This window comes from Gilvibacter sp. CC01 (assembly GCF_055755295.1).
In genome coordinates, this window is record NZ_CM146909.1 from 2,076,824 (window position 1) to 2,095,543 (window position 18,720).

17 protein-coding genes are annotated in these 18,720 nt (G+C 44.0%); 6 read left to right on the forward strand and 11 right to left on the reverse strand.

Annotated elements, in window-relative coordinates:
• Both AC0J2F_RS09745 and galE read left to right on the forward strand, forming a co-directional pair.
• The gene (locus AC0J2F_RS09745) at positions 1-1,158 is read left to right on the forward strand and encodes a DegT/DnrJ/EryC1/StrS family aminotransferase (RefSeq protein WP_374960191.1); all 1,158 of its coding nucleotides are present in this window, start codon (positions 1-3) and stop codon (positions 1,156-1,158) included.
• A 4-nt stretch (positions 1,159-1,162) separates the two neighbouring features.
• Positions 1,163-2,191, forward strand: a complete 1,029-nt coding sequence (gene galE, locus AC0J2F_RS09750) for a UDP-glucose 4-epimerase GalE (RefSeq protein WP_473007483.1) — start codon at positions 1,163-1,165, stop codon at positions 2,189-2,191.
• Here galE and fabD read toward each other — a convergent pair.
• Genes fabD through AC0J2F_RS09765 form a run of 3 tightly spaced genes read right to left on the reverse strand, consistent with a single transcriptional unit; the run spans position 2,188 to position 4,821 of the window.
• Entirely contained in the window at positions 2,188-3,072 is an 885-nt protein-coding gene (gene fabD, locus AC0J2F_RS09755; protein ID WP_473007484.1) for an ACP S-malonyltransferase, read from the reverse strand. The genes galE and fabD overlap by 4 nt on opposite strands.
• A gap of 32 nt (positions 3,073-3,104) precedes the next feature.
• On the reverse strand, positions 3,105-3,947 hold the full coding sequence (locus AC0J2F_RS09760; protein WP_473007485.1) for a fructosamine kinase family protein: 843 nt from the start codon (positions 3,945-3,947) through the stop codon (positions 3,105-3,107).
• A 1-nt stretch (position 3,948) separates the two neighbouring features.
• Positions 3,949-4,821 carry a dihydrofolate reductase gene (locus AC0J2F_RS09765; RefSeq protein WP_473007486.1) on the reverse strand — a complete coding sequence of 291 codons (873 nt, stop codon included), beginning with the start codon at positions 4,819-4,821 and terminating at the stop codon, positions 3,949-3,951.
• 51 nt (positions 4,822-4,872) lie between these two features.
• Here AC0J2F_RS09765 and AC0J2F_RS09770 point away from each other — a divergent pair, with 51 nt between their 5' ends.
• Positions 4,873-5,955 (forward strand): aminotransferase class V-fold PLP-dependent enzyme, encoded by a 1,083-nt coding sequence (locus AC0J2F_RS09770; RefSeq protein ID WP_473007487.1) that lies wholly within the window; start codon positions 4,873-4,875, stop codon positions 5,953-5,955.
• Here AC0J2F_RS09770 and AC0J2F_RS09775 read toward each other — a convergent pair.
• The 8 genes from AC0J2F_RS09775 to AC0J2F_RS09810 all read right to left on the reverse strand — a co-directional run bounded on the left by AC0J2F_RS09775 (position 5,952) and on the right by AC0J2F_RS09810 (position 12,254).
• On the reverse strand, positions 5,952-6,233 hold the full coding sequence (locus AC0J2F_RS09775) for a DUF427 domain-containing protein (protein ID WP_473007488.1): 282 nt from the start codon (positions 6,231-6,233) through the stop codon (positions 5,952-5,954). The two genes, AC0J2F_RS09770 and AC0J2F_RS09775, sit on opposite strands and share 4 nt — an antisense overlap.
• Positions 6,230-6,694: a hypothetical protein gene (locus AC0J2F_RS09780; RefSeq protein ID WP_473007489.1), complete on the reverse strand. Its 465-nt coding sequence runs from the start codon at positions 6,692-6,694 to the stop codon at positions 6,230-6,232. Before AC0J2F_RS09780 ends, AC0J2F_RS09775 begins: the two co-directional genes overlap by 4 nt.
• Positions 6,694-7,137: an energy transducer TonB gene (locus AC0J2F_RS09785; protein ID WP_473007490.1), complete on the reverse strand. Its 444-nt coding sequence runs from the start codon at positions 7,135-7,137 to the stop codon at positions 6,694-6,696. Before AC0J2F_RS09785 ends, AC0J2F_RS09780 begins: the two co-directional genes overlap by 1 nt.
• 66 nt (positions 7,138-7,203) lie before the next feature.
• Positions 7,204-8,028, reverse strand: coding sequence for a thymidylate synthase (locus tag AC0J2F_RS09790; RefSeq protein WP_473007491.1), 825 nt, complete (start codon positions 8,026-8,028; stop codon positions 7,204-7,206).
• A gap of 82 nt (positions 8,029-8,110) precedes the next feature.
• The gene (locus tag AC0J2F_RS09795) at positions 8,111-9,820 is read right to left on the reverse strand and encodes a NupC/NupG family nucleoside CNT transporter (protein ID WP_473007492.1); all 1,710 of its coding nucleotides are present in this window, start codon (positions 9,818-9,820) and stop codon (positions 8,111-8,113) included.
• Positions 9,821-9,824: 4 nt separating this feature from the next.
• Positions 9,825-10,433 carry a bifunctional nuclease family protein gene (locus AC0J2F_RS09800; RefSeq protein WP_473007493.1) on the reverse strand — a complete coding sequence of 203 codons (609 nt, stop codon included), beginning with the start codon at positions 10,431-10,433 and terminating at the stop codon, positions 9,825-9,827.
• 86 nt (positions 10,434-10,519) lie between these two features.
• Positions 10,520-11,485: an electron transfer flavoprotein subunit alpha/FixB family protein gene (locus AC0J2F_RS09805; protein WP_473007494.1), complete on the reverse strand. Its 966-nt coding sequence runs from the start codon at positions 11,483-11,485 to the stop codon at positions 10,520-10,522.
• Between the two features lie 22 nt (positions 11,486-11,507).
• Entirely contained in the window at positions 11,508-12,254 is a 747-nt protein-coding gene (locus tag AC0J2F_RS09810) for an electron transfer flavoprotein subunit beta/FixA family protein (protein WP_473007495.1), read from the reverse strand.
• A gap of 212 nt (positions 12,255-12,466) precedes the next feature.
• Between AC0J2F_RS09810 and AC0J2F_RS09815 the strand changes: the two genes are divergently transcribed.
• From AC0J2F_RS09815 to AC0J2F_RS09825, 3 genes are all read left to right on the forward strand, one after another.
• Positions 12,467-13,444 (forward strand): pyruvate dehydrogenase complex E1 component subunit beta, encoded by a 978-nt coding sequence (locus AC0J2F_RS09815; protein WP_473007496.1) that lies wholly within the window; start codon positions 12,467-12,469, stop codon positions 13,442-13,444.
• Between the two features lie 65 nt (positions 13,445-13,509).
• On the forward strand, positions 13,510-15,987 hold the full coding sequence (locus AC0J2F_RS09820) for a DUF5686 and carboxypeptidase-like regulatory domain-containing protein (protein WP_473007497.1): 2,478 nt from the start codon (positions 13,510-13,512) through the stop codon (positions 15,985-15,987).
• A 175-nt stretch (positions 15,988-16,162) separates the two neighbouring features.
• Entirely contained in the window at positions 16,163-18,667 is a 2,505-nt protein-coding gene (locus AC0J2F_RS09825; RefSeq protein ID WP_473007498.1) for a sodium-translocating pyrophosphatase, read from the forward strand.
• Positions 18,668-18,720: the final 53 nt, after the last annotated feature.

Below are 18,720 nucleotides of genomic sequence, written 5' to 3' on the forward strand. Positions count from 1 at the left end.
ATGAAGAAGATCCAAATGGTAGACCTTCAGGGTCAATATCAAGAAATAAAGGAGCAGGTAGACAGTTCTATCCTTGATGTAGTTGCATCTGCCGCTTTTGTGAATGGCCCGGAAGTACACAGTTTTCAAAAGGAATTGGAAGACTATTTGTCGGTTAAACATGTGATTCCTTGTGCAAACGGTACCGATGCGTTGCAAATTGCAATGATGGGTCTTGGTCTTAAGCCAGGAGACGAGGTGATCACTGCGGATTTTACCTTTGCTGCTACAGTGGAGGTGATTGCGCTTTTACAGTTGACTCCGGTTTTGGTCGATGTGGATCCTGTTAATTTCAATATAGACATTGCTGCAATTAAGGCTGCCATTACACCAAAGACCAAAGCGATCGTTCCGGTGCATTTGTTTGGACTTTGTGCAAACATGGATGAGGTTATGGCCTTGGCCAATAAACATAAGTTGTTTGTAATAGAGGATAATGCTCAAGGGATAGGCGCTAATTTTACTGCTAAGGACGGCTCCAAAATTAAAACCGGGGTGATCGGAGATGTTGGGACAACCTCATTTTTTCCTTCCAAGAACTTAGGGTGCTATGGTGATGGGGGAGCGATCTTTACTAATAATGACGATTTGGCACACACCATTAGAGGCATAGTGAATCACGGGATGTATGTACGATATCACCACGATGTGGTTGGTGTAAATAGCCGTTTAGATTCTATCCAAGCTACGGTGCTCCGCGCTAAATTGCCACATCTAGATCGCTACAACAACACCCGTAGAGATGCTGCCAGAAAATATACTGCTGCGCTCCAGGCGAGCCCGCATTTGATCACTCCTACAGGAAAGTGTGATACCACTAATAGCGTTTGTGATACTTGTGACTGCCATGTTTTCCATCAATACACCTTGCGTGTTACCAACGGCAAACGCGATGCTTTGGTGGCGCATTTGAACGAAAAAGGAATTCCTTGTGGGGTGTATTACCCTATTCCGCTGCACAGACAAAAGGCGTATACCGATACCCGTTACAACGAAGCTGACTTTAAAGTGACTAATCAGTTGAGTGACGAAGTGATCTCACTGCCAATGCATACGGAGTTGGATCAGGAGCAGATCGATTTTATCACTACGACCATTCTTGAATTTTTAGATAACTAAGCTCATGTCTGGTAAAAGAATACTTGTTACAGGAGGTTTAGGTTATATTGGCTCCCACACCGTAGTTTGTTTGCAAGAGGCCGGTTTTGAGGTGTTGGTTGTAGACGATTGTTCGAACAGTTCAGAGAAGGTGTTAGACGGGATAGCTGCAATTAGTGGTAAAAGACCGCATTTCTCTAAACTCGATCTTCGCGATAAAAAAGCTGCTGAGGCTTATTTTGAGAGTCATTTGAACATAGACGGTGTGATTCACTTTGCAGCATCTAAGGCAGTAGGTGAAAGCGTTGCCGATCCTTTGAAGTATTATGAGAATAATATTGGTGGGTTGGTATACGTGTTGCAGGCCTGCGTGAAACACCGGATCAACAATTTTATATTCAGCAGCTCCTGTACGGTTTATGGGGAGCCCGACAGCTTACCCATAGATGAGTCTGCTCCAGTTAAGCCGGCAGCATCACCCTATGGCAACACCAAACAGGTGGGTGAAGAAATTATTATAGAGAGCTGTAAAGCCTATGGGCTCCAAGCGATATCACTGCGGTATTTCAACCCTATTGGGGCACATGAATCTGCCGAAATAGGAGAATTGCCCTTAGGAGTCCCGCAAAACCTCGTGCCTTTTATAACTCAAACAGCGGCAGGCATCCGAGAGGAACTTCAGGTCTTTGGCGACGACTACCCGACGCCAGACGGCAGCTGTATAAGAGATTATATTCACGTAGTGGATATTGCAGAAGCGCATATGGTAGCATTATACCGTTTGCTTGAGCAAAAGAACAACTCAGACTACGAGGTCTTTAACTTGGGAACGGGTGCCGGGAGCTCTGTCTTTGATGTTATCAGTACATTCGAAAAGGTGAGTGGGCAAGCCTTGCCATATAAGGTTGCCAACAGGAGAGCAGGAGACATTATTTCTGTCTATGCCGATACCAAAAAGGCCAATGAAGTTTTGGGTTGGAAGGCTCGATTCAACAATGAAGATGCCTTGGGTTCCGCGTGGAAATGGGAAAAAAAAATTCGTTCTAAGTCTTAAGCGATCTCGGCTTTTTGAGTTTCTTTAGAGCGATCAATTTTCTTGATCAGACCTTGTAATACATTCCCTGGTCCAACTTCAATAAAGGTTTCAGCACCATCAGCGATCATTTGCTGCATGCTTTGTGTCCATCTAACAGATGCGGTTAGCTGTTTTATCAAATTGGCTTTAATGGCTTCTGGGTCCGTAACTGCAGCGGCTGTCACGTTTTGATAGATAGGACAAATTGGTGCGGAGAAAGCAGTTCCCTCTATAGCTTTGGCTAGTTCTTCTCGAGCTGGTTCCATTAATGGAGAGTGGAAGGCACCTCCAACCGGAAGCATAAGGGCGCGGCGGGCGCCGGCTTCTTTTAGGCTTTCGCAGGCAGCTTCTACAGCAGGTACTTCTCCTGAAATAACCAATTGCCCAGGGCAGTTATAGTTTGCAGCAACAACGATTCCCGCTGTTTCTTCGCAAACCTTTTCCACTACGGCATCTTCTAAACCGAGTACTGCGGCCATTGTAGAGGGTTGTAGTTCACATGCTGCTTGCATGGCCAAGGCTCGTTTAGAGACCAGAGCCAATCCGTCAGAAAAATTCAAAGCACCACTTGCTGTCAAGGCAGATAGTTCTCCCAAGGAATGTCCAGCAACCATATCTGGGGCAAAATCGCTACCCATAACCTTAGCTAATATCACCGAGTGCAAGAAAATTGCTGGCTGCGTTACTTTGGTTTGCTTTAAGGCCTCGGCATCACCGGTGAACATAATGTCAGTAATTGAAAAACCTAATTGCTCGTTTGCCGCTTCAAATAGCGCTTTAGCTTCTGCGGATGAATCGTAAAGGTCTTGTCCCATTCCTGTGAATTGAGCCCCTTGTCCTGGAAATAAATATGCCTTCATAGTGGTTTAATTTGGCGGTAAAAATAAGCTTTTTAGCTGTATTTGTTCAGTGTCCTATTCACACTGGCTAAATAACTGCTTCCAAAGAGATTGAGATGCACAAGCAGATAATAGAGCTGGTAAATGTCCAAGCTAGATCGCCAGTTGGGATCCAGATCTAAAGCGCTGCCATAAAGCGTAAAAACAGTCTCATCAAAGCCACCAAATAGGTCCATCATGGCTAGATCCATCATAGCAATACCGTAGGAAATTGCAGGGTCTATTAAGACCGGACCAGATGCTCCAGAGAGGTAATTTCCGTTCCAAAGGTCGCCGTGGATTAGTGCGGGTCTTTGTTTGGGAATCAATTCTTCTAGCCGCTTGTAGAACGCTTCTCGCTTTAAGGTATAGTTGCTGGCTGCAGCCATGTTAAACTGAGGTTCTAGTCTATCGTTTATATAAAAGTCCAGCGCACTATTTTGAAGCTGGTTGTGTTGCGGGAGGGCTCCTATAAAATTGTCGTGATCCAAGCCGAATTGTGGCTGACTCTTGCTGTGCAAGCTGATGAGTTTCTCTGCAAAATTCTCCCAAAAATTGAGGTCTGGAGTTCTTTGGGCTACAAAACGCATAACCAATGCTGTTTCTGCGGAGGTTTGAATTAGTCCAAGCAATTCCGGAATGGCGAATGTTTCACTTTGAGTTAAATGAACTAAGCCTTTGTATTCAGCGATCAAGGATTCTACTTTGAGCGGATCATTTGCAACTTTGACCACCCAAGGTCCGCTGGGAGTTTCTAATTTAAGGGTCAAGTGAATGTCACCCCCAGAAAGTGGGGCGTATTTCTGAATAGGGCCGGTGAGCTCCGCTATGCGCTGTTGAAGCTCTGAGCCAAACATCTTATTTTCTCAAATAGGTTTCAAAGACGAATTCGTAGGCATGTTTTTCGTCCTTTGGATGTTTTTCTGAATTGACCAACTTCCAGACGCGGTCATCTATATCTGGAAAGAAGGTATCCGCCTCAAACGCACCGTGGACTCGTGTGAGTTCTATTTTGTCTGCATGGGCTAAGGCCTGTTTATAGATCTCTCCGCCGCCAATGATAAAAGGGTTGGCGTCGTGAGCAGAAACCTCAAGCGCCTTTTCTAGTGAATTTACCACGATACAATTTGGATTCTTGTATTCAGGATTTCTGGTGATGACTACATGGATTCTATTTGGGAGCAGTTTCGGAAAGCTTTCAAATGTCTTACGACCCATTATGATATGGTGCCCTGTGGTGAGTGCCTTAAAACGCTTAAAATCTACCGGTAAATGCCATACCAGGTCATTGTCTTTTCCCAACTCATTGTTGGCTCCTGCAGCGGCAATCATGGTTAGGGTATTGTTTCGCCCTGTTTTGTCTGGGCTTGGGGCTCCAGTTTGCAAGGATGCTTCCAATTCGGCAATTTTGGCTTCTTGCTTGGCTTTGAGTTTTTCCAATTGCTTGGATTCCCAAACTTTGCCCATGAACTTGGAGGTAATAAAAACCGTAAAGGTGTGGTACAGCAATAAACAGAACCAGACCAGTATCACCCAGATAAACCAATCTGTCATAAACTCTTCGCCATAACCTAGGCCTTTATTGAGAATTACCATCAAGAGGGAACCGATCAGAAAGACCACAAAGTGCGCATACAATCTTTTTTTCTGTCGGATGCGCTTGGCTGCGTATTCGAACTGCGCCTTTTGCTCCTGATCTATCTGCGGTTTTTTACTTGATTTTGAAAACATTCTAGCTACATTTATAAAGTCAAAGTTACCAAAAAATACGCCGCTTTTGCTATGATAGATCTCGAGAATGAATTTCCGCCTTTAAAAGATTTTACCTACCTCAATACAGCTTCATCTGGCTTAATTCCCAAGACGGTCATTGCTTGGCGACACCAGCACGACGAGGATTTCTTGCAGCAAGCCAGCTTGTTTAGAGACGATCATAAAATACTGATCGAGCAAATTCGGCAATCGGTAAGTGATTATTTTAAGTCCGCCATGGACGAAATCGCTTTGATCCCAAATTTCACCTTTGGTTTCAATACGCTCTTAGATGGCTTTGACCCAAAGATGGAGTTCCTTATGCTTAAAGGCGACTATCCTTCACTGAATTGGCCGGTAGAGAGGCGGGAGTTTGAACATCGCTATGTTCCTATTGACAAGAACTTAGAGCAAAATATTATACAAGCTTTTGAGCAAAAACCGCCAGATGTCTTTGCTTTTTCTCTTGTCCAGTACATCAGCGGTATTCGTTTGAGTTTTGATTTTTTGGCGGATTTAAAACGGGCCTATCCAAGTACTTTATTGGTTGCAGACTGTACGCAATTCTTAGGGACAGAGGCGTTCGACTTCAAGACCTCGCCATTAGATGTAGTTATTGGCAGTTGTTACAAATGGATGCTTTCGGGCTATGGCAATGGTTTGTTGTTTGTCAAGGATACTGCCAAGGCCAAGCTTTACCCAAAAGTGATAGGTTTTAATTCTACAGAGTACAAGAGTTTTGAGAGAGAAGATGCTCCCTTCAATCGTCTTTTTGAACCTGGGCATCACGACACATTGAATCACGGAAGTGTTGCCCAGGCTATTGCTTTTGTGAACAGCTTAGGAACAGAAAACTGTTTTAATGCTCTAACGGCAATTAAGAAAAATGCGATGGAAGCTTTTGTGAACCGTGGGCTGATAGACGACTTTATTGCTGCTCGAAAGGAACATTCCTCTATTTTTAATTTAAAACTAAGTAGTACGGATTATTACAATTTGCGAGAAGCAGGTGTAATAAGTTCACTGCGAGGTGATGGAGTTCGCGTGAGTTTCCATTTTTACAACAGTACCAGAGACCTAGATAGATTGCTGCAACTCTTGGATGCCCGTTAGTCGATAATTGAAACACCTTTCCAAAATGCCACATGATCTTTGATCTCTGAGGCTGCAGCTTTTGGGTTCGGATAGAACCAAGCTGCATCTGGATTTTCCTTTCCGTTCACGCTTAAGGTGTAGTAGCTGGCTTCACCTTTCCAAGGGCAAGTGGTGTGCGTAGTACTTGCTTTAAAAAAGCTTTTCGCTATGGAAGTCGGAGGAAAATAATGATTGCCTTCTATCACCACGGTTTGGTTGCTTTCTGCAATTATTTGATCGTTCCAAATGGCTTTCATGAGTTCTTCTTCTTGCGCTTTTTCTTCTTTTTGTCAGGATCTGGAGCTATGGCAAATAGCACTGGGAGTGCGTAATTTACAGCAACCGCTTCTCCGTCTTGGTAGCCTGGCTGCATATTCGGAATGAGTTTTATGACCCTTTCCAGCTCCTGATTCACTTGTAAATAATCTCCACGGATCATTATGTTCTCTATAGTGCCCGTTGCACTTATTTGGAACTGAGCCGCAAGTCTGTGACGCCCTTCTGGCAAACCTAAATTTTGTACAAGCTCCAAATCGAAATTCTCATTGACAAATTTTTGGATGCTTTTACTCATACAAGCTTTAAGCTCCCCGTTGTCACCTTTACAGCCCGGGTAAACAGGAACTTGTTCTAAGTTTGCAAAGGGGACAGCAGTTGTTTCTTGTGCTGTGATAAGGCTGGAACATGTCAATAATAGAAATAGGACAAGCCGTTTCATTATTTGCCCGTTTTGAAAGTAAAGGGCACCTTATAAGAGATCGCCTTGGGCTTTCCGGCCAACATTCCCGGCTTCATTTGAGGAATTTGGAGGATGTTTCTGCGCGCCTCTGCTTGAAGTGCTTCGCTACCACCACTTGTAGATACAATCTCTACTTTTCCTTCTGTGTTGATTACGAAATCTACGATCACACGACCTTGGTCGTTGTTCTTATAGGCTTCTGCAGGGTATTTAAAGTTCTTGGCAATATGTTTTGAAAGCATGGTAGTGAAACACTTGTTCATGGCGGTAGGGTCACCAGAAGAGTCTTCGCATCCAGGCCATACAGGAGGTAGTTCCCGCATGGTCACTTTGTTCTTATTTACATCTCCCCATTCATCTTGGGCGACACTGAGACTAACGGTAAATACCAAAGCAAGGGTAAAGAGCAATTTTTTTGTCATAGTAAGTTGGTTTAACTGCAGCTATAAATGTGCAGTTTATTTGTAACGCAAAATGGGGATCAAAAATTATACCGCAACGGCACCTTTGATGTGTGGATGCGGATTATAATCCACTAAGGTAAAGTCTTCGAACTTAAAGTCAAAAATATTCTTCACTTCTGGGTTGAGGATCATCTTAGGCAGTGGGCGAATATCTCGAGAGAGTTGTAGCTCTAGTTGCTCAAAGTGATTGCTGTATATATGCGCATCGCCAAAAGTGTGTACAAAGTCGCCTGCTTCATAACCGCAAACCTGGGCTACCATCATGGTCAGTAGGGCATAAGAGGCAATATTGAATGGAACACCCAAAAAGATATCTGCAGATCTCTGATACAATTGGCAAGACAACTTACCGTCTGCAACATAGAATTGGAAGAATGCGTGACACGGAGGTAATGCTGCCTTGCCGTTGGCAACATTCTCAGAAAAACTTACCGAAGTGTCAGGAAGCACACTCGGGTTCCAAGCACTGACTAGCATTCTGCGACTGTCAGGATTGGTTTTAAGACCCTCAATTACAGCAGTGATCTGATCGATTCCGTCGGAGTTCCAATTGCGCCATTGGTGTCCATATACAGGTCCAAGGTCGCCGTTTTCATCTGCCCATTCATTCCAGATACGCACGCCATTCTCTTTCAGGTAGTCGATATTGGTATCGCCTTTTAAAAACCAAAGCAGCTCGTAAATAATGGATTTTAAATGAAGCTTCTTGGTGGTAACCATGGGGAATCCTTCACTCAGATCGAATCGCATTTGATATCCAAATACACTTTTTGTTCCGGTGCCGGTTCTGTCTGTTTTGAGTACGCCTTCTTGCATTACGTGGCGTACCAAGTCGTGATATTGCTTCATGAAATTTAGGCTAAAACTGGCTCTAAAATAGCAAAAATGGAAGCAAAAAGTAAGGGCCTTCCGGCGGGATTTCCAATAGTTATTAACCGATCAACATTCCCGCGATAGTCGCGGTCAGTAAGGCGGCAACTGTACCTCCAATAAGCGCTTTTATTCCAAAGGCCGCAAGGGTTTTGCGTTGTGAAGGCGCCAATACACCAATACCCCCAATTTGGATTCCAATAGAAGCAAAATTAGCAAATCCGCAGAGCGCATAAGTTGCAATAACAATAGATCGGTAGTTGGACAGTGCTCCGGATGTTTTGAGTTCACTTAAAGATGCATAGGCAAAGAACTCGTTCAAGATGGTCTTCTCTCCTAAGAGTTGACCCACCGTGACCATATCCTCCGCAGGAACACCAATAATCCAAGCTACTGGAGCAAAGACATTTCCTAAAAGAAACTGCATGGAAAGTCCGTCATATCTACCATCTGTCGCTGCCATGATCATATCATTAAGCCCAGTCGGTGCACCGATCATATCCATAGTGATCCAATTGAAGACAGCCATTACTGCGGTAAACACCAGTAGCATAGCACCTACGTTAACTGCAAGTTTAAGTCCTTCAGTAGTCCCTCGGCTAATAGCGTCCAAAAGGTTACTACCAATTTTATCTTTTGAGATATCCAACTTGCGGTTGACCTCTTCTGTCTCAGGATACAACATTTTAGCAATGATGATCGCGGCTGGAGCAGACATAATGGAAGCCGTAAGCAAGTGCTTGGCAAAAATGGCCTTTTCTGCATCACTCTCTCCTCCCAAAAATGCGATATAGGCTGCAAGTACACCGCCAGCAATGGTAGTCATACCTCCGACCATTAAGCACAACATTTCAGATTTGGTCATTTTGTCCAAATAAGGCTTAACGACAAGTGGAGCTTCTGTCTGTCCTATAAATATGTTAGCAGCTGCCGCTAAGCTCTCTGCACCAGAAAGACGCATGGTCTTACTCATTACCCAGGCAAATCCCTTTACCAAGCGTTGTAATACACCTAAATAATAGAGTAATGAAGTAAAGGCAGAAAAGAAAACTATGGTCGGTAATACTTTAAAGGCAAAAATGTATCCAAAGGTGGTGGTGTCGCTCACCAGTCCTCCAAAGAGGAATTCGGCCCCAGCTTCACTAAAATTCAAGAATTGCACCACCTTGGCAGAAAGCCAATCAAAGGCATTGGCCACCGCATCAACTTTTAGAACCAAGATGGCAAAGATCAATTGCAGACTGAGACCACTGAATACCAAGCGCCAGTTGATCTTTCTGCGATTGCTGGAAAGTAAATAGCAAATGCTCAATAAAAAGAACATTCCTAAGGCTCCACGCCATAAGCTGTTAAGGCTCAACCCAACACCCTCGTCTATGTCTAGGGCAAGAGATTCGGTCTCTTGTTGAGGTAGATCTTTGGTAAAACTGTAAAGCACCCCATGTTCGGTGAAACGCATCAGTGTGTCGTTTAGCGTTTCTATTCTGTAGCGACGAACCGTATCTGTAGGTTGCTCGTAAAAGAAGATGAGCAGGTCATTTTGTCTCGTGTAATCTCCGCTGGCTACTAAAGTGTCTTTAGCTAGTAGGCTGTAATGAAATCTGTTATTCTCAAGTAGAAGGCTGTCCAATTGCTTATCAATAGCGAAGAGAGAGTCTCCCACCGCGTTCTCAATGGCATCGAACTGCCAGCTGCCTGTTTCTGACTCTTGTGCAAAAGCATGGGTAATGGCCATTAGGCCCAAAAACAGCAGGATAATTTTTTTGATCATGTACTTAGGAACGTTTGGAGATCTCGTCTCGAATGCGGGCGGCTTTTTCGTAATCTTCATTAGCTACTGCCTGATCGAGCATTTCATTGAGCTCTTTAATCGTGTATCCGCTGTAGTCTTCGCTTTGGGTACTAGATGGCTCATCTGCGATGAGTTGCTCTACAAGCGAAGGCGCTTCTTCTACTTCTTCTGTAGCATTGCCTTTTAAAAAGATTCCTGCTTTGTCTAAAATATTCTTATAAGTAAAAATAGGAGCCTTGAAGCGCAAGGCCAAGGCAATAGCATCGCTGGTGCGAGCGTCTATGATCTCTTCGATCTTATCGCGTTCGCAAATGATACTCGAATAAAACACACCGTCTACCAATTTGTGAATTATCACCTGCTTTACCTGTATATCAAAGCGGTCGGCAAAATTCTTAAAGAGGTCGTGGGTGAGTGGTCTGGGAGGTTTGATTTCCTTTTCTAAGGCGATCGCAATGGATTGGGCTTCAAAGGCGCCAATGACTATAGGGAGTTTTCGCTGTCCGTCCACTTCGCTCAAGATGAGTGCATAAGCCCCATTTTGGGTTTGACTGTAAGAAATTCCTTTGATATTTAAACGAACCAGACTCATTGATTATAAGAATAAAGAAAGGCTGTTAAAGACAGGACTTTTCCCATTTTTAACAGCCCTTTATTCGGCAGCCAATTTAGCAAAAATTACGCGTTATTGGCTTTAAATTGCTTTAATTTTTCGGTCAATCGTGGCACCACATCAAAGGCGTCTCCAACGATACCGTAATCTGCGGCTTTAAAGAATGGCGCTTCCGGATCGGTATTGATCACCACCTTTACTTTAGAGGAGTTGATCCCCGCCAAGTGTTGAATAGCTCCGGAGATTCCAATGGCGATATACAGGTTAGAGGCTACTGGCTTCCCAGTTTGTCCAACGTGTTCGCTATGCGGTCTCCAACCCATGTCGCTCACTGGTTTAGAACAAGCAGTTGCAGCACCTAAGGTCTCTGCAAGCTCCTCTACTAAATGCCAATTCTCTGGGCCTTTCAGTCCGCGTCCGCCAGAGACAACAACTTCCGCATCGGCGATAGTTACTTTGTCCGTGGCTTTATCAACTGCGGTAACGGCTACACCACTGTCTCCAGCTAAATCTACTCCAAAAGCAGCTGCAGCAGCAGCTCCAGCGTTCTCTTGCAAACCGTAGGCGTTTTTGGCCAAGCCAATTACAGTTACGTCTGTCTTAAGCTCGTTAATAGCGAAAGCCTTGTTGGTGTAAACGGTAGATTTTACTTTCATTGGGCTAGTGCTCTCAGGAAGTGCAACTACATTAGGAGCGTATGCTGCTCCGAGTTCAACAGCCAAAAGAGGCGCTAGATATTTGCTGTTGGCGCTGGAGGAAACGATAATCGTTTTCGCTCCAGCTGCTTTTGCTGCTTGCGCTAGGGCAGCAGCATAGTTCTTAGCGTTAAAGGTCTCTAAGGCAGCGTCATTGATCTCCATCACCTTGTCGGCTCCGTATTGGCCAAGATCTGCAGCGTTTCCGCCATTGATACTTACGGCAGTGACATCACCTCCGGTTGCATTGGCAACACCCTTGGCGTAAGAAGTCAATTCAAGGGCTACTTTCTTAAAGGATCCTCTTTCTGATTCGGTATATACTAATACTGACATAATTCTTCTTTTTTAAGGGCGATTAGATCACCTTTGCTTCGTTGTGTAACAAATCGATTAATTGATCTAGGTTCTCCGGATCTACCATGGTCACGGCTCCTTTAGCCGCAGGCTTCTCAAAAGAAGTTATTGAGGCATGGGCCTCTGCGGCATCCGCAGGAACAACATGTAAAGGTTTCTTTCTGGCCATCATGATCCCGCGCATGTTTGGAATGCGAAGGTCACTTTCTTCTACTAATCCTTTTTGACCACCAATTACTAAGGGTAGGCTAGTCTTTACGGATTCTTTTCCACCATCTATCTCGCGAACTGCAGTAGCGTCACTACCGTCTATTTCTAGGTTAATACAGGTGTTCACAAAATTGGCACCCAACATGGCGGCCATCATTCCTGGAACCATTCCGCCGTTGTAATCAATACTTTCACGACCGGCAATAATAAGGTCATAACCTCCGTCTTGAGCAACTTTGGTAAGTTGCTTGGCAACAAAGTAACCGTCGGTAGCAGGAGCATCAACACGAATGGCTTCGTCAGCACCAATAGCCAAAGCTTTACGCAGAGTTGGTTCAGAAGAGGCGTCGCCTACGTTGGCAACGTGCACAGTAGCGCCTTGTTTCTCTTTAAACCACATGGCTCGGGTAAGACCGAATTCATCATTAGGATTGATCACAAACTGTACGCCGTTGGTGTCAAATTTGGTATCGTTATCGGTGAAATTAATTTTGGATGTAGTGTCTGGAACGTGACTAATACACACTAAAATCTTCATAGTTCAGACTTTTTTAAGCTGTTTTTTACTGGGATCAAAGTTAGCACTATAATTTCGAATTTTTACTATGCATGCATAATAAATTTTTCAAAAAATTGCACTTATTTCATATTTCTTATGGCTAAGGAGTCGAATAAATAGTATTTTTGTTTTTCTCAAAAAATGAAGGAGATGTTCGATCTTAGATCGACTTGAAATCCAAAGCGATAAATATGAAAACCATACAATTCAGAGAAGCAATAGCAGAAGCGATGAGCGAAGAAATGCGTCGCGATGAATCTATCTATTTAATGGGAGAGGAAGTAGCCGAATACAACGGTGCTTATAAGGCCTCTAAAGGTATGTTGGACGAATTCGGGCCAAAGCGTGTGATCGATACGCCGATCTCCGAGCTCGGTTTTGCCGGGATAGGAGTAGGAAGCGCCATGAATGGGAACCGTCCTATTATTGAGTTTATGACCTTTAACTTCTCTTTGGTTGGGATCGATCAGATCATCAACAATGCCGCAAAGATGCGTCAGATGAGTGGTGGACAGATCAACATTCCTATGGTTTTTAGAGGTCCAACGGCTTCTGCCGGTCAGTTGGCTGCAACGCACTCTCAGGCTTTTGAGAGCTGGTATGCAAACTGTCCAGGACTAAAAGTTGTGGTTCCTTCAAACCCAGCCGATGCTAAAGGCCTATTAAAAGCTGCTATTCGCGATGACGATCCGGTGATCTTTATGGAGTCTGAGCAGATGTATGGTGATAAAGGAGAAGTGCCAGAAGGCGAGTACCTTATTCCACTTGGAGTTGCAGACGTAAAACGCAGCGGTGAAGATGTGACCATAGTTTCTTTTGGTAAGATTATTAAGGAGGCCTATAAGGCTGCAGATGCTCTTGAGAAAGAAGGTATCTCCTGTGAGATCATTGACCTGCGTACGGTACGCCCAATGGATCACAACGCTATTTTAGAGTCTGTAAAGAAAACCAATCGCTTGGTGATTCTAGAGGAGGCTTGGCCGTTTGGTAACGTGGCAACAGAGATCACTTATCAGGTGCAAAGTCAGGCTTTCGATTACCTAGACGCTCCTATTGTTAAGATCAATACAGCCGATACGCCAGCGCCTTATTCTCCAGCTCTTTTAGAAGAATGGCTTCCCAATAGTGAAGATGTTGTTAAAGCCGTTAAAAAAGTGCTTTACAAATAAAATCTAGGCGCAGTTTTTGCGTTCTAACTGCTTCAGACCAGAAGCGGCCCTGGCCCCCATTGTCTATGAGAGAACAACTACTTGTCTTACTGTTGCTGTTTACTTCATTGAGCCTAGCTCAAACGAAGATCAGTGGTGAGGTGTTCGACGAGTTTGGAGAGCCGGTTCCTTTTGCCAATGTGATCTTTAAGGATTCTCAAGAAGGTACAATTACCAATGAGAACGGTCGATTCTATTTGGAATCGGACGAGAACTACGACACGGCTGTGGTTTCCTTTCTAGGTTATACCACCAAAGAAGTGCCCCTTACAAGTCGTACCACCTACAATATGAAGATCGAGCTGGCAGAAGAAGCCTCCAGTTTGGGTGAAGTGGTCGTATTTACCGGAAAACAGTCAAAGAAAGACAATCCAGCTATCGATATTTTGCGCAAGATCTGGGAGAATCGCCGCGAGAATGGGGTTAAAAAGTTTAGACAGTACGAGTATGAGAAATACGAAAAGCTCGAATTCGACCTAAACACGATCGACTCCGCCTTAATAAAGAGTAAGGTCTTTAAAGGCATGGAATTCATATTCGATCAGACCGATACCTCTAAGATCACCGGAAACACTTACCTCCCTATTTTTATCAACGAAGCTTTTTCTAAGGTCTATGGAGATAATATAGAAAAGTTGCAAAAAGAGATCCTAGAAGGCAATAAGAACTCGGGTTTTAGTAACAATCAAACCATCATTGAGTTTGTCAAGGACCTCTATTCGGACTATGATGTTTATGACAACTACATCAAGTTCTTCGACAAGGCCTTTACCAGTCCGCTTTCTAGAACGGGGATAAACGTATACAATTATGTCTTGCTAGACTCGGCCTATATAGGCGATAAGTGGTGCTACAATATTGTCTATTACCCAAGGCGCAAGAACGAACTTACTTTTAAAGGCGATTTTTGGGTGAACGATACCACCTGGGCCATCAAAGAGATCAATATGCAAGCCACTAAGAGTGCCAACTTGAACTGGGTACGGGAGGTTTATATTGAGCAAGAATTCGACGTGCTGAATGATTCTATCTTTCTGATAACCCGAGACTACTTTCTGAGCGACTTCAGTTTGCGCAAAAAAGAAGGAGCCCGAGGTATTTATGGAAAGCGAACCACGCTTTACGACAATTACCAGTTCGACAAGCCCAAGGAAAGAGATTTCTATAAAGTGCAAGTGGATCCATACGATTATGAGGTCTATAACCGCCCAGACGAGTTTTGGGATACCAACCGTATGGAGGCGTTAAACAAGGATGAGAAGCAGATCTACACCTTGCTAGATACCCTTAAAACAGTTCCGCGTTTTAAAACGCTCTACAATATAGGTAGTGTTTTGGCTAGTGGTTATTACGAGTTTCCCGGCTTTGACTTCGGACCTGTTTTTTCCACCTTTGGATTCAATGAGGCAGAAGGGCTGCGGATCCGTTTAGGCGGACGAACCTATTTTGGACGAAACGATATGTGGCGTTTAGAAGGTTTTGGTGCCTATGGTTTTAGAGACGAGCGTTTTAAGTTCGGGCTGTCCGGAAAGTGGTTGTTAGACAGAAGATCACGCTTTATCATTTTTGGAGGGCACAGAAAAGACACCGAGCAAACGGGAGCTTCCCTGACCAATACCAATGACGTACTTGGCAGAAATTTAGCTTCTTCTGCGTTGATCACTGTAGGAGCCAATGATAGGCTTACACGAATAAACTTAAGTACTGCTGGTTTTGAGTTTGAGCCATACAAGAACTTTGTCTTTAGAACGACTGGTTCGTTTAGGACACTCAGTTCTGCTACTCAAACCTTTAGTCTGGACTATTTTGACGAGAATGGCCAGGTTCAATCAGAAGTAAGTCAAGCTGAGCTTTCTACAGGGATTTTCTATACTCCTGGGCGCAAAACCTCGGGCTATGGGGTGGAGCGAACCATCATTAACGACGGCGGATTTGCTTCGGTCTTTGTGGGAGCCACCTTTGGTGTCAAAGATATCTTTAACAGTGATTTTGAATACCAGAAGTTACAGGCACTCTATACGCAACCCTGGAACATCGGTGGTTTTGGCCGCGCCTATACCACCATAGAGGTTGGGAAGATCTTTGGTGAGGTGCCTTTAAGTTTGTTGAGTCCTATTCCAGGAAACCAAACGCTCTTTAGTATCTATAATACCTTTAATCAGTTAGACTTCTATGAATTTGTAAGTGATACCTATGCTTCTTTCCACCTGCAGCACGATTTCGGTGGGCGTTTCTTTTCACGCATTCCTTGGCTAAGAAAGCTAAACCTAAGAGAAGTCATTGGTTTTAGAGCGGTTTATGGAGAGATTTCCGATGCCAACATCGCCCTAAATGCTTCGAATTTGGTGTATCAAGCCCCAGAAGACGTTTATTGGGAATGGAGTTTAGGTATTGGGAACATTTTCAAGGTATTCCGTTTGGACTTCAACTTTAGAGGAAATTATCTCGACAATCCAGATGCTAGGCGTTTTGGAGTAACAGGCACCTTTGGCTTCAGTTTTTAAGTCCGTTCTGAGATTCTTATTTCATTAGGCCTTATTGATCTATTTAACCCACTCGTTTTCAATTTTTTAGAGAGGCCTTTATTTAGCGTGCGATATTTGCGATTCTAAATTTTATATCCCGACTGATTTCACTACTTTTGCGGTCGCAAATTGAAAGTCAACTAAAAATAGAAATATGTTAGAATCAAACATTATTTGGGTACCTATCGCACTAGCTGTATTAGGTCTTCTATTCATGCTTGTTAAAATGAGCTGGGTAAAGAAGCAGGCTGCCGGAAACGAGCGCATGCAATCCATCTCTAAAAGTATCAAAGAAGGGGCACTTGCCTTTTTGAATGCGGAGTACCGTTTGCTACTGATCTTTGTTGTGGTAGCATCCGCAGCATTGTTTGGAGTGTCTCAAATGGTTGAGACAACAAGCATTATGATTGTTCCTGCATTCATCCTTGGTGCATTCTTCTCAGCTTTGGCTGGAAACATCGGGATGCGCGTTGCAACAGAAGCAAACGCACGTACTGCAGAGGCAGCTAAGACAAGTCTTCCTCAGGCATTGCAAGTTTCCTTTGGCGGTGGTACAGTAATGGGATTGGGTGTAGCCGGATTGGCTGTATTGGGTCTAAGTTTACTATTTATGTTCTTTGTAGGGCAATTCATGGGAGCTGATGGCTCTTTCTACGACAACATGACCATCGTACTTGAAGCGCTTGCAGGATTCTCACTTGGTGCTGAAAGTATTGCGCTTTTTGCTCGTGTTGGTGGTGGTATCTACACCAAAGCTGCCGACGTAGGAGCTGACCTTGTTGGTAAAGTAGAAGCGGGTATTCCAGAAGATGATCCACGTAACCCTGCAACTATAGCAGATAACGTTGGTGACAATGTAGGAGACGTTGCCGGAATGGGGGCTGACCTGTTTGGTTCATATGTAGCAACTGTATTGGCTGCCATGGTATTGGGTAATTACGTTATCCGTGACATGAGCGCTGGTGCGGCATATACAGATGCATTTAATAATATGGGGCCTATCTTACTTCCGCTAGTAATTGCTGGTGTTGGAGTTTTGGCATCTATCTTGGGAACCTTCTTGGTTCGAATTAAAAACAACGACGCTAAAGAAGCGCAGGTACAGAAAGCCTTGGATATGGGTAACTGGTTCGCTATCATCATTACTTTGATCGCTAGTTACTTCCTTATCGGTTGGATGTTGCCAGAGACCTTGACCATGAACTTCTTTGGCGAAGGTGCTAAAGAGATCGCTTCTATGAACGTATTCTGGTCTGCATGTATCGGATTGGCTGTTGGAGCCTTGATTTCTTTCGTTACTGCATACTACACTTCTCTAGGGAAGAAACCGGTACTAGATATTGTACAGAACTCAGGAACTGGTGCTGCAACAAACATCATCGCTGGTCTTGCTGTAGGTATGAAATCTACTCTTTGGTCTGTATTGCTTTTTGCTGCTGCTATCTACGGTTCTTATGAACTAGCCGGATTCTACGGAGTAGCACTAGCTGCCTCAGCTATGATGGCAACTACTGCTATGCAGTTGGCAATCGATGCATTTGGTCCTATCGCAGATAATGCTGGTGGTGTTGCAGAGATGAGCGAACTAGAAGAGCACGTGCGTCAACGTACAGACATCCTTGACTCGGTAGGTAACACAACTGCTGCTGTTGGTAAAGGGTTTGCAATTGCTTCTGCAGCATTGACTGCCTTGGCCTTATTTGCTGCTTATGTAACCTTTACAGGTATCCAAGGGATCAACATCTTTAAAGCTGATGTATTAGCTGCCCTATTCGTAGGGGGAATGATTCCTGTAGTATTCTCTGCCTTGGCTATGAAGTCTGTAGGTAAGGCTGCTATGGAAATGGTAAAAGAAGTACGTCGTCAGTTCAAAGAGATTCCTGGTATCATGGAAGGAACTGGAACTCCGGAGTATGCGAAGTGTGTTGACATTTCAACTAAAGCTGCTTTGAGAGAGATGATCGTTCCTGGATTGATCACCATTGTAACTCCTATCGTTATTGGATTGGTATTCGGTCCTGAGCCACTAGGAGGTTATATGGCTGGTGTATGTGTTAGCGGTGTAATGTGGGCTATTTTCCAGAACAACGCTGGAGGTGCTTGGGACAACGCTAAGAAATCATTCGAAGCTGGTGTTGAGATCGACGGTGAGATGACCTACAAAGGTTCCGATGCGCACAAAGCTGCTGTAACTGGTGATACTGTTGGTGATCCATTTAAAGATACTTCAGGGCCGTCTATGAACATCTTGATCAAACTTACTTGTTTGGTTGGATTGGTAATTGCTCCGATCTTAGGAGGTCATGGTGACGAAACTGCGTATGCAGAGAACGTGATCGAGGCTGGTAACGTAAAGTTTGTTTCTGAGGATGGTACTACAACCATCATCAAAATGAACGGAGATGCCACTGCTATGGCAGAAGGTACCGAAGATATCACCGTAGAAGTAACTATGGACAAGGATGCTGAAGCAACTGCAACAGCTACTGTAAAAGTTACTAAAGACGGTGAGACCACTACCGAAACTTTTACTGGAACCCCAGAAGAAGTAGAGGCTAAGGTTGAAGCTTACAAAGGTGCTGAAGGTGCTAAAGTGGAGATCGTGGTAAAGAAAGAAGTAAAAAAGGTTGTAGAAGGATCAGAAGAGTCTTCTAACTAATTAGACCTTTAAACATATAGAAAAGCCGCTCAAATTGAGCGGCTTTTTTTGTT

What these genes read in the sequence shown, in the direction of transcription:
- AC0J2F_RS09745 (WP_374960191.1), top strand. Translation starts at nt 1, where the DNA reads ATGAAGAAGATCCAAATGGTAGACCTTCAGGGTCAATATCAAGAAATA.
- galE (WP_473007483.1), top strand. Translation starts at nt 1,163, where the DNA reads ATGTCTGGTAAAAGAATACTTGTTACAGGAGGTTTAGGTTATATTGGC.
- fabD (WP_473007484.1), bottom strand. Translation starts at nt 3,072, where the DNA reads ATGAAGGCATATTTATTTCCAGGACAAGGGGCTCAATTCACAGGAATG.
- AC0J2F_RS09760 (WP_473007485.1), bottom strand. Translation starts at nt 3,947, where the DNA reads ATGTTTGGCTCAGAGCTTCAACAGCGCATAGCGGAGCTCACCGGCCCT.
- AC0J2F_RS09765 (WP_473007486.1), bottom strand. Translation starts at nt 4,821, where the DNA reads ATGTTTTCAAAATCAAGTAAAAAACCGCAGATAGATCAGGAGCAAAAG.
- AC0J2F_RS09770 (WP_473007487.1), top strand. Translation starts at nt 4,873, where the DNA reads ATGATAGATCTCGAGAATGAATTTCCGCCTTTAAAAGATTTTACCTAC.
- AC0J2F_RS09775 (WP_473007488.1), bottom strand. Translation starts at nt 6,233, where the DNA reads ATGAAAGCCATTTGGAACGATCAAATAATTGCAGAAAGCAACCAAACC.
- AC0J2F_RS09780 (WP_473007489.1), bottom strand. Translation starts at nt 6,694, where the DNA reads ATGAAACGGCTTGTCCTATTTCTATTATTGACATGTTCCAGCCTTATC.
- AC0J2F_RS09785 (WP_473007490.1), bottom strand. Translation starts at nt 7,137, where the DNA reads ATGACAAAAAAATTGCTCTTTACCCTTGCTTTGGTATTTACCGTTAGT.
- AC0J2F_RS09790 (WP_473007491.1), bottom strand. Translation starts at nt 8,028, where the DNA reads ATGAAGCAATATCACGACTTGGTACGCCACGTAATGCAAGAAGGCGTA.
- AC0J2F_RS09795 (WP_473007492.1), bottom strand. Translation starts at nt 9,820, where the DNA reads ATGATCAAAAAAATTATCCTGCTGTTTTTGGGCCTAATGGCCATTACC.
- AC0J2F_RS09800 (WP_473007493.1), bottom strand. Translation starts at nt 10,433, where the DNA reads ATGAGTCTGGTTCGTTTAAATATCAAAGGAATTTCTTACAGTCAAACC.
- AC0J2F_RS09805 (WP_473007494.1), bottom strand. Translation starts at nt 11,485, where the DNA reads ATGTCAGTATTAGTATATACCGAATCAGAAAGAGGATCCTTTAAGAAA.
- AC0J2F_RS09810 (WP_473007495.1), bottom strand. Translation starts at nt 12,254, where the DNA reads ATGAAGATTTTAGTGTGTATTAGTCACGTTCCAGACACTACATCCAAA.
- AC0J2F_RS09815 (WP_473007496.1), top strand. Translation starts at nt 12,467, where the DNA reads ATGAAAACCATACAATTCAGAGAAGCAATAGCAGAAGCGATGAGCGAA.
- AC0J2F_RS09820 (WP_473007497.1), top strand. Translation starts at nt 13,510, where the DNA reads ATGAGAGAACAACTACTTGTCTTACTGTTGCTGTTTACTTCATTGAGC.
- AC0J2F_RS09825 (WP_473007498.1), top strand. Translation starts at nt 16,163, where the DNA reads ATGTTAGAATCAAACATTATTTGGGTACCTATCGCACTAGCTGTATTA.